At 62.8% G+C, this 10,711-nt stretch carries 8 protein-coding genes; 3 read left to right on the forward strand and 5 right to left on the reverse strand.

Annotated features, from left to right (window positions below):
- On the forward strand, positions 1 to 1,852 hold a 1,852-nt coding region (locus tag QZ307_RS09590; RefSeq protein WP_295999252.1), incomplete at its 5' end, for an aldehyde ferredoxin oxidoreductase.
- 112 nt (positions 1,853 to 1,964) lie between these two features.
- Here the strand turns inward: QZ307_RS09590 and QZ307_RS09595 are convergent.
- Together QZ307_RS09595 and QZ307_RS09600 are read right to left on the reverse strand one after the other, a co-directional pair.
- Positions 1,965 to 3,119, reverse strand: coding sequence for a hypothetical protein (locus QZ307_RS09595; RefSeq protein WP_295999254.1), 1,155 nt, complete (start codon positions 3,117 to 3,119; stop codon positions 1,965 to 1,967).
- A gap of 9 nt (positions 3,120 to 3,128) precedes the next feature.
- Complete coding sequence (locus QZ307_RS09600) at positions 3,129 to 3,725, reverse strand: iron-sulfur cluster assembly scaffold protein (RefSeq protein WP_295999256.1); 597 nt, start codon at positions 3,723 to 3,725, stop codon at positions 3,129 to 3,131.
- A gap of 259 nt (positions 3,726 to 3,984) precedes the next feature.
- Between QZ307_RS09600 and QZ307_RS09605 the strand changes: the two genes are divergently transcribed.
- Complete coding sequence (locus QZ307_RS09605) at positions 3,985 to 5,604, forward strand: LuxR C-terminal-related transcriptional regulator (RefSeq protein ID WP_295999259.1); 1,620 nt, start codon at positions 3,985 to 3,987, stop codon at positions 5,602 to 5,604.
- A 10-nt stretch (positions 5,605 to 5,614) separates the two neighbouring features.
- Positions 5,615 to 5,836 carry a hypothetical protein gene (locus QZ307_RS09610; protein WP_295999262.1) on the forward strand — a complete coding sequence of 74 codons (222 nt, stop codon included), beginning with the start codon at positions 5,615 to 5,617 and terminating at the stop codon, positions 5,834 to 5,836.
- On the opposite strand, the gene QZ307_RS09615 is transcribed toward QZ307_RS09610, so the two are convergent.
- The 3 genes from QZ307_RS09615 to QZ307_RS09625 all read right to left on the reverse strand — a co-directional run bounded on the left by QZ307_RS09615 (position 5,833) and on the right by QZ307_RS09625 (position 10,378).
- On the reverse strand, positions 5,833 to 7,014 hold the full coding sequence (locus QZ307_RS09615; protein WP_295999264.1) for a pyridoxal phosphate-dependent aminotransferase: 1,182 nt from the start codon (positions 7,012 to 7,014) through the stop codon (positions 5,833 to 5,835). The genes QZ307_RS09610 and QZ307_RS09615 overlap by 4 nt on opposite strands.
- Positions 7,015 to 7,142: 128 nt before the next feature.
- Positions 7,143 to 8,468: a hypothetical protein gene (locus tag QZ307_RS09620; protein ID WP_295999268.1), complete on the reverse strand. Its 1,326-nt coding sequence runs from the start codon at positions 8,466 to 8,468 to the stop codon at positions 7,143 to 7,145.
- 566 nt (positions 8,469 to 9,034) lie between these two features.
- A complete protein-coding gene (locus QZ307_RS09625; protein WP_295999269.1) occupies positions 9,035 to 10,378 on the reverse strand; it encodes an MFS transporter in 1,344 nt (447 codons plus the stop codon).
- Between the last annotated feature and the right edge of the window lie 333 nt (positions 10,379 to 10,711).

A 10,711-nucleotide genomic window follows, 5' to 3' on the forward strand; every position in this document is an offset into this window, starting at 1 on the left:
CACCGGCGGCATGATCGGCGCGGCCATCAAGAAGGCCGGCTGGGACGCCATCATCCTGGAGGGCGCCTCCGACAAACCGGTCTATCTGGTCATCGACGACGATGACGTGAAGATCAAATCCGCCGACAAGGTATGGGGCCTGGGCACCCGCGCCACCACCGAGGCGCTGTCCCGCAAGGAAGGCACCGACTTCTGCGTGGCCACCATCGGCCCGGCCGGCGAGAACCTGCTGCCCTACGCTTGCATCATCAACTCCCGTAACCACTCCGCCGGCGCCGGCACGGCCGCCGTCATGGGCTCCAAGAAGCTGAAGGCCCTGGTGGTGCGCGGCACGAAGCCCATCTATGTGGCCGATCCGCAGGCCGTGGCCGACCTGTCCGACTACATGCTGCGCGAAATTGTGGGCTCCAACAACAACCACGTGGTGCCCTCCACCCAGCAGGAATGGGCCGAGTACTTCGACGCCGGCTCCCGTTGGACGGCGCAGAAGGGCCTCGACTGGGCCTTGGCCGAGGGCGGCCCCATCGAAACCGGCGAGCCCAAGCCCGGCGAGATCAACACCGTAGGCTACCGCTGCATGAAGTCCTTCAAGGACGAGGGCCCCGAGGCCGAGAAGTACACCATAAAGATGGACGGCTGCCACAGCTGTCCCATCCACTGCTACTCCGACATGCGCGTACCGGCCAGCGCAGCCAACGGCGGCTACGAGATCACCGGCAACACCTGCGTGCCGAACTTCCCCTTCACCAACTACATGATCGGCATCCTGGGCGAGAACACCACGGTGAAGCCCCAGAGCGAAGATGCCCTCGTGTGGGACCAGGTATTCGGCTCCACCATGGACGACCTGGGCCTGTGGTGCAACTACGGCCAGATCTACCGCGACATCGCCCACTGCTACGCCGACGGCGTGTTCAAGCGCGTGCTGCCCGAAGAGGAGTACGCCGCCATCGACTGGGACGCCTTCAAGAACAACGACCCCTCCATGGTGCCGGTGCTGCTGAAGAAGATTGCCGAGAACGATTCCGAGCTGGCCTATGTGGGCCATGGCCCCTTGGTGTGGACCGAGCGCTGGAACGACCAAGCCTGGAACGACACGGCCGCCTCGTGCATGATCAACCCCCGCGGCTGGCCGGTTCACCACGCCCACGAGTGCTTCGGCCAGGTGGGCCTGCTGTACAACATGATGTTCAACCGCGACGACATGATCCACTCCGCCGTGAACTTCCAGGGCTGCGGCCTGCCCTTCGAGCTGAAGCAGCAGATTGCCGCCGAGGTGTGGGGCGACGCATCGGCCATCGACCCGGACAAGAACTACACCCCCATGAACGAGTACAAGGCGAACTTCGCCTGGTGGTCCGTGGTCACCGACGTGCTACACGATTCGCTGACCCTGTGCAACTGGGTATGGCCCATGACCATGAGCCCCACGGCCGCCCGTGACTATCGCGGCGACCTGGACCTGGAGGCCAAGTTCATGAAGGCCGTCACCGGCGAGGACGTGACCACCGAGGATCTGTACAAGGCCGGCGCCAAGATCATGACCCTGCAGCGCGCCAACACCGCCCGCGGCATGACCGACAAGGACGGCAAGATGGGTACCAACGACTTCCGCACCATCCACGACGTGGTCACCGAGTGGCCCTACACCATGGATCCCGACATCCCCGTGTTCACCGAGGGCACGAACAAGATGGACAAGGAAGACTTCCAGAAGGGCCTGACCATGCTGTACGAGTGCTTCGGCTGGGATCCCGAGCTGGGCTGCCCCACCGCCGAGTGCCTCGACTACTACGATATGCCCGACGTCAAGGAAGACCTGGCCGCCCTGGGCCTGCTTCCCGACGCCTAGGCGTTCCGTTCCGATGGGGAGGGCCGTGCCTCCTGAAACAGCCCTCCCCGCGCACAAAAAGATCCCCGCATCAGCGGGGATCTTTTTGTGTGCCCGTAGAGCAAGAACGCCGCTATACGTTGCGCTTGCGCTCAACGGCATCCCATTCGGCAAGCGCTTGGGCACGCACGGGCGTGAGAAAACGCGTCGAGAAGAAATAGACATCGCCGTTCGAGGCCTCGAGGCGCTCGATGTCCTCGCCACGCCCTTGGGCCAAGGCGGCGGTGAAGGCTTCCTCTACCGCTGCGGCGTCCAGGCGGAAGGGGTCGTTGGCCAGGGTGGCGCGGGCCATGGGGCGCGGATACACCGCCGACTCTTCGCGCACGCACTCGATGAACGTGGCTACGGGGTCGTCTTCAGCGGCTAGGAAGGCCCAGCGAGCGTAGGAGTCGGTCATAGCGGCGCAGTCGTACAGGTAGTAGCTTGTAGCCCCCATGAGCAGACGGATGCCCTCGCATTCGGGGAACCGAGAGGGCGCGTCGGTGCCTTCGGCTTCGGTGGCTTCGGTGCTCGCAGAAAGAACGGTCCCCGAGATCCCTTGGCCCTCAGCGCCATCCACGGCTCGCTCTGCCATCTCGGGGCCGACGGCATCCAACTCGGCTGCCTCAAGGCCGACAACCGCTTTTCCAGCGGCGCACTCGGCATTCGGCTCTCCTTCACCGTCCCCGTGCGAAGGCGCTTCTTCATCGGCAGCCGCCGGGGCTCCCACGGCCACGTGGCGCCGCTTAAAAGCCGGCGCTCCCACGGCCCGACCGTTGGAAGACGAGAACGGCGAATCAACATGCTTGTTGCGAGGCCGCTCGGGGGCCGGGGCGCTCTCGGCAACGGCCCCGTCGCCCCGGCGCTCGGGGGCACCCTCAGGCTGCGCCCCTCCCGCTTCCATCAGGCGGTCGTACACCGCCATCTCCAGGTCTTCCGCGGTCATGCCCTGGGGCACCAGTCCTTGGGCCTCCCACTCGGCCGGCTGCGACAGGCGGCTGTCGCGCGTCGCCGCCCGCACTGCATCGAGCACGGCCACAATCGCGCGCTCGCGCTGCTCTTCGGGACTGAGCGTCTCGGCCTGCGGCACCTCCGGACCCCTAAGGGAGTTGTGTTCGCCGTCTGCCTCCTCAGAGAAGCCCACGGGAAGTCCCGCACCCGAAAGCAGCTCGCCCTCGGCCACCTCGCCGCGCTCCACCGCCTCAGCCAGCGCCACCACGGCGGCGCGGATCTCGTCCTCTTCGCGCATGGCTGCCTCCTACTCGTCGTCCATGGACGCCACCAGCAACTCGGTGCGCGTATCGCGCAGCGAGCAGTGCTCGCACATGAGGCAGGCCACGCCCGTCGTGTCGCACGGCACCACTGCATCCAGCTCGGCCAGGCCCGCCCCCTCGCGCGCAAGGAAGTCGCCCACCAGGGCGCGCACGGCCTCAACGGAAAACGTCAGCGTGTTGGCCTTTCCCGCGGGCACCCCGTCGACCGCCGCCCGCACGTCCTCGGTAGTCAGCGCCAGAGCCTCCTCCAGGGTCTTGCCCTCGATCATCTCGCAGGTAACACTGGCGCAGGCCGTCATAGCCAGGCAGCCCCGGGTCTTGAACCCCGCCTGCTGAATCACCCGCGTGGTGGGGTCGATGCGGGCAAAGAGGCGGAAGGCTACTTCGCCGCGCTTGGATTTGCCCACCATGGCCTGGGCGTTCATGCCCTCGGGGCGGCCGCCGTTGCGATAGTTCGCCACAATGGCCAGCACGGTGTCGGAATAGCCCGTCACCTCGTCCAAGGCCTCGGTTTGATAGGCATCGGCCGTACGCAGCAAAACGCGGGTCGGCGGCTCGTGATAGATATCGCGCTCGCTCATGGCAACGCTCCTTTCGCCGCAACCCCCAACCAGGGCAGCGGATCGAACTTCGAGAATCTTGATGCTCTCCCTCATGATTAGCATCAGCCTACCAGAAGCGCCCGACCGCTCTTACCCTCTTTCAGATGACGTTTGGTAGCAGTCAATCAACAGAGAGCTTTTCCTGCTTTTCCAGGGAGAACCTCGTGCAGAAAGGGCTATTATAGGGAGCACTTGCGCAGCGGCACGCAGGCCGGTGCGCGCACAGGAGAGGAAGAACATGCATGCCGTCGCCAGCGGGCTAATTTCCCGCATCAAAACGTTTTGGCCCATGCTGGCGGGCATTGTGTGCGCCCGCACGGCGCTTATCGTGGCATGCTATGGCAGCTATTCTGCTACCGACGAGGGGCTCTTCACCGACGGCGCCATGCTCGTCACCTGCGCGGCCTTTCTCGTACTCCTCCTGGTCTTCTCGCGCACCCGCGCCCTGCTCCCCGATCGAGTCGTGCAAATTATCTTCGCCGCCTCGGTGGCCGTAGCCGCGGGCAGCTCGGTGGCCCTGGCAACCCTGGACGCCACCAGCCACGCCCCTGTCTCTCTCACGTTCGGCCCGAGCGTGCTTTCCACCACGGCGCTCTCGCTGTGCATGTTCTACTGGCTGCGCAGCCTGCGCCACACCGACGAGGTGACGGCCGCCCTCTTCGTTTTTGCGGCCTTCGCCGTCAGCGTGCTGCTGGTGTACGCGCTTTCGTTCACACCCGCCCTCGTGCAGAACATTCTGGGCGCCATTCTCATCGTCATGCAGCTGGCCCTTATGGGCCCCTCCAGCACCCACGAGGACCAACTGGCCAGCCGCCCCCATCGCCGCGCCCGCACCTTCTTCACGTTCGCTCGCAGCTCCATGCAAGATGCCCGTTTCCTCATGGCCTGCACCGTGGGCATGGGGTGCCTCGGCTTCGTCGATGGCTTTCTGCGCGGCTACCCCGACGGCCTGCCCATCCCCTTCACCCCCGGCACCCGCTTCGCCTACGCCGTGGGGGCCGTCATCGTGTGCGTGCTGCTTATGGTGCTCACCGTGCGTCGCCGCGAGCGCGTCATGACCGTGGGCATCTTCATCGCCATGGAACTGCTGGCCAGCTTCGCCCTGGTGCTTTTCGGCGCCTTCCCCTTCCATTGGGAAATCGGCGCGGTGGCGGTCAACATCCTCAACATTGTTATCTGCGCCTACTGCTTCTACGTCATTATCGCCTTCGTGAATTTCGGCGATCGCGATCCGTACTTCTATGCCCTGGGAGGCTGGGTCGTCTGCTTCGGCACCCGTTCGGTGGCGCGCATGCTTTTGCTGGGAGTTTATCCGCTCACAGGCAACGACATCTTCATCAACTCGCTGCTCGGCGCGCTCATCCTCATCTCCACCCAAGTGGTGCTCGTGCAGTTTCTGCTGGCCGAGCATCGCGAATGGAGCACCGAAACCGATCGACGGGAAGCCGAGATAGATCGCCGCGAGGCTCTGGCCGACAAGCAGCTCCGCCAGGCCCAGGCCGACATCGCCTCCTCCGAGCAAGCCCTGGCCCAAGCCAAGGAGGCCCTGCAAAAAGCCGCTCGCGATGCCTCTGCCGGAACCCCCTCCCCCACCGTTCCCGAGCCGCCTTCCAGCGGCGTCGGCCCGAACGCCTCCATGAGACAGCGCATCCAGGCCATGGGCGAGCAGTTCCTCCTCTCCGATCGCGAGGTGGACGTGCTCACGCTGTACGCCCTGGGCCACACCCAAAAGAAGGTGGCCGAGGAGCTGAACATTACACCGGCCACGGCCCACACCCACATCAAGCGCATCTACAGCAAATGCGGCATGCATTCGCGCCAGGATATTCTCGAGTACCTATCCGCCTACGCCTCGTAAAGGAACCGCCATGCCCTCCTCCCCTACCCGCAAAAAAGAAGGCGCCCCCTTGGCGGGAGCGCCCCTCTATCTTCGCTGGCTTTCGCTGCTCTGCGCCGTGATGGCGCTGTTCTGCGTCGGCGTTTTCGTCATTGGGTACAAAGACCCCAGCTTCGGCCGCGTGGCCACCCTGGTGGCCCTCGTTGTCGCCAGCGTGGCCCTGCTGCTGGCGTCGAAGCGCCTCAGCCGCTAGGCGCCGTAGCTCTTCTTCAGCGCCGCAAAGGCCGGCATCGAGCGCTCGATGGTATCGCGCGCAATGCAATAGGACAGACGCACCCAGCCCGGGCAGCCGAAGCTGTCCGAGGGCACCAGCAGCAGCTCAAAGCCCTTGGCGCGCTCGGAGAAGGCGTTGGCGTCGGGTTCGAGCGCCTTCACCCACAAATAGAATGCCCCGTCGGGCTCCACGTACTCGTAGCCCAGGGCATCCAGGCCCTCGGTGAGCAGCCGGCGGTTCTCGGCGTAGGCCGCCACGTCCGACGGCTCGTCCACGCAGCGAGCGGCCACGCGCTGCAGCATCACGGGCGCGCACACGTAGCCCAGGGCGCGACCAGCCCCGGCGACGGCCACGGCCACCGCATCGCCATCTTCGGCATCGTCGGACACATACACCCAGCCAATGCGCTCGCCGGGCAGCGAGAGCGCCTTGGAATAGGAATAGCACACGATGGTCCGCGGGTAGAGCGACGGCACCCAGGGCACATCGGCACCGTAGGTAATCTCACGATAGGGCTCGTCGCTGATCAGGTACAGCGGACGATCCAGCTCGGCCTCCTTGCGGGCAAGCAATGCCGCCAGAGCCTCCAAGCTTTGGCGCGTGTACACCGCGCCTACGGGGTTGTTCGGGGAGTTGATGATCACCGCACTCGTGCGCTCGTTGATGGCTGCCTCCAGCGCCTCGATATCGGGCTGGAACGACGGCTGCAGCGCCGGCACTTCCACCACCGTGCAGCCGGCCGCCTCGATCCAGGTGCGGTACTCGGGGAAGTACGGCGAGACGACCACCACCTCGTCACCGGGATGGGTAACCGCGCTGATGGAAGCCGCCAGGGCCGCGGCCGCTCCCGCCGTCATGTACACATGGGACGCCGTGGCCTGCTGGCCGTAGCGGCGGGCAATGGAGTCGGCAATGGCCTGGCGCACCGGCGGCAAGCCAGCGGCCGGCGAATAGGCATGCAGCTCCACGGGGTCGAGCGTCAGCAGCTCTTCGAGGGTTTCGCGCACGAGCGACGGCGCCGGCACCGACGGGTTACCGATGCTGTAGTCGAACACGTTCTCGGCGCCAATTTCCGCCTTCCGCTCCAAGCCGTAGGCAAACAGCTCGCGAATGACGCTCGGCTCGTCGCCCAAGCCGTACATTTTCTCGTTGATCATGGGGCTTCCTTTCCCTACCCGCCGCAGCAGCTTGCCGCAGCAGCCCGGCACCCGGCCAAGCTCACGGCGAGCAGCGCCTCGGCTCTCTCGTTCCCCGTTATTCTAACCCCCGACCGCCCCAGAAGCGCTCACGCAGGCGCCAAGGCGCCAGGAAGCTCGGCCGAATCGATGGCCGCCTCCCCCAACTGCTCGATCTTGTCGCGCAAGTCGGGGTGGGCGCGAAACACAAAGGCACGGCCCTCCTGCTCCCGCACCAGGTAGCCCTCCCGCTCCAAGCTTAAGAAGTCGGCGCGGGCCGTGCCGTAGGCAATGCGGAAGGCGCGCTGATGCGGCGCAATGCGCATGACCGCCCCCGGCTCGCGGATGAGCGATGAGAGGATGGACATCTGCCGATGATTGATGTCCGATTCGAAAATGCGCTCGATCTGCTCGTTCAGACGCTCCAAATAACTCAGCGAGACGTTCAGCTTCTCCAGCTGGAACAGGTAGCGCTTAAGGTTGAGCTCGAAATAGGGCGTGAAGTCGAAGCCGAAGCCGAAATCCGTGGACCAGTGCGCGAACACCGCCTCCTGACGGGAGGCGTCCACCACGTCTTCGCCGTCGTGGGCATCGAGCCCGTCGGGCAGCCACGCCATAACCGGCAGATCCCATTTGATGGCAATGATATTGCGCAGCAGAAGCCCCACCAGCACGTTCAAGTGCGGCACAACGTTGAAGTAGCGGAAGAACCACATGATGTTCACGATGCGCAGCACCGGCCCGAAGCGCATATCGTCGTCGGCGGACCGCGCCCGCTGGCACACCAGGTCCATGAGCACCTGCGATTCCGGCGGGGGCAAATGCGGATCGAGGGGCACGGGGTGACGCTCGGGCAGCGTGGACAAATCGACGCCCTCGATCAGCTCGTAGTACAAGTTCTCGATCATTCCATGGGTGATCTCGCGATGGGCCAGCAAGTCGCAGCGACTCGATAGGCTGAAGTAATTGGCCACCAGCCGGTCGACCGAGCTGACAGGCGGCTCGCCCACGTACAGCTCGTGAACCCGCTCCTCGTCCACGGCGATGTCCTCGGCTATCAGACCCCCGATGAGGGTCTGCTCGATAAAGCGCGTGATGAAGGCCGAGCCCTGAATCTCGCGCAGCGATCGCGCTAGCGATGAGTTGCCCTTCATGCGCACTTCCATCATCTCCGAATCGAAGGACAGGGCGCTCGTGGTGATCATCCACATATCCGCCTTGCGCTCAGGATCTTCGGGGATAAACACGGCGGCCTGCTTGCGAATGGCCGTCAGGATGCGCCAGATGTCGTCTTTCGAATAGCCCTCAGGCAGATCGAAGTGGTCCAAGTCTTCGAAGAGAAGAATGCCCACATCGGCCGCCGAGCGCAACTGCAGAAAACAGGGATGGCTCATAAACTCGACCGTGGCCTCCACGAAGTCGTCTCGACTGAGCATTACTGTCCTGGTCTTTTTGCCCTGCGTCATCGTCGCACACCCCTTCCTCGCCGAACGGGGCAAGCATAGCAGATTTTGTCGCGAGAATTATCAGATTTTATCATTAATAATATCAAGTTCTAAATTGATAACTATCTATAATTAATATAATTATTATCATTATTTTAGATATTGATAATAGCAGGTAGGCAGCGCATAATAAGGGCAAGAAAAGAAAGTGCTTTCCGCTTTACGAATTGTCGAATTGCTAAGGAGGCCCGAAATGAGCGACTGGCCGATCATCATCCGCTAAACGGATGCCGGGGCGCAAGCCCCTCTAACGTGCTCCTGTGCCATTCCCACAGGGAATTTGAGGTGAGAACCCCGCTGCCATGCCCTTACGCAGCGGGGTTTCTTGCATGATGGGGCAAAAGTCGGCAAACCGCGCCGCAAAGGGAGAGGGATCGAAAAGAGAAAAGCCCCCGAGGGGGCTTTTCTCAAGAACTCATGGTGGAGTACAGCTCCAGGTGGAGCGCAACGCCAGGTGGAGCGTAGCTCCCGGTGATGCACAACGCGCAGGCGTCTTGCTACTTTACGTCGTTCAGCTTCTTGCCGGAGTGATCATGGGTCAGGCACATGGCCACCAAGGCGATGATCGCGATAACCACCATGTACCATGCCGGCGCAATGGCATTGCCCGTGATATCGATTAGCCAGAAGCTGATGAACGAGGCCGAGCCGCCGAAGATGGCGTTGGCCAGGTTAAAGGACAGAGCGAAGCCCGAGTAGCGCACATCGGTGGGGAACGTCTCGGTGAGGTAGCTGGCCAGGGTGCCGTCGTTGATGGTAAGGATGAGACACATCACCAACTCGACCAGCAGGATAACCCAGAAGTTCATGGAACCCAGCAGCACGAAGGCCGGCACCGTGAACACAATGAAGCCCACGCAGGCGCCAATGAGCATCTTCTTGCGGCCGAAACGGTCAGAAATACGTCCGGACAGGAAGATGAACCCGATGTAGACGATCAGCACGATGGTGGTGATGGTAGATGCGTCGCCGGGATTGTACAGCAGGACCGTCTCCAGGTAGTTGGGCAGGTACGTAAGCACCGCGTAGAAGCCCACAGCGTTCAGCACACAGGCGCCGAAGGAGATGAGCAGCACCTTGAAGTGCTTCTTGAACAGTGTGCGAATGGGATGCTCCACTTTCTCGCCCGTGGCCTTCAGCTGCTCCTGCATCTGCGCGTACACCGGGGAATCTTCCAGGTGCGTACGGATGTAGTGCGTGATATAGCCCAACGGCAGCGCCAGCCAGAACGGAATGCGCCAGCCCCAATCGACCACGAAGGCCGAATCGGCGCCCCAGGTGTTAAACATGAAAGTGGCCAGCAGCGAGCCTACCAGCAGGCCCGTGGCCGTGGAGGCGGGCACCATGGAGCAGTAGAAGCCGCGATGGTTGTGCGGCGCGTACTCCGCAATGAACGTGGCCGCGCCAGCGTACTCACCAGCTGCCGAGAACGACTGCACCATGCGCAGCAGCAACAGCAGCAAGGGAGCGCCGATGCCAATGAGCGCGTAACCGGGAAGACAGCCAATCAGGAACGTGGCGCCGCTCATCAGCAGAATGGATACGGACAAGGCCCACTTACGGCCCTTCTTATCGCCCATATTGCCCCAGAAGATGGCGCCGATGGGGCGCACGAGGAATGAGAGGGCGAACACCGCAAAGGTGCTCATAACGCCGACAAAGCGGTCTTCCGTCGGGAAGAACACCAGCGCAATAACCGTGGCCAGATACGAGTAGGACGCGTAATCGAACCACTCGATGAAGTTGCCGAGAAATGAGGACCCGGTTACCTTCCTCAAGACGGCATGCTTCTCGGCTTCAGAAGCGGTGGCGTACGTAGACGTTGCAACATCAGATGTCATAAGAATCACCGAGACCTTGGTTGAGGGGGACAGGAGTGGTACAAGCCATAGCGTCTCCTTCCAAGAGTGCCTACCCTAGCTATCCACCTTACCATATGAATTGTTTTATGCAGCCCACATTGGGAAAATAGTCAGCTGCACAAATTTTGCTATCAAGCTCTACCAGGGGAAACGTCAAAGAAAGTTTCTCACACCTGCTCTTTTCAGGCAGAAACAAAAAAGGAACCCGCCGAAGCAGGTTCCTTTCGCATAACGCGGTACGCAATGGCGAAGCAGATTTACTTCCACATGTCGGGGCGCACGAGGGTGGGATCCTCGACGCGGTTGGGGAAG

The organism is uncultured Adlercreutzia sp. (genome assembly GCA_910585575.1).
Taxonomy (GTDB): Bacteria; Actinomycetota; Coriobacteriia; order Coriobacteriales; family Eggerthellaceae; genus Adlercreutzia.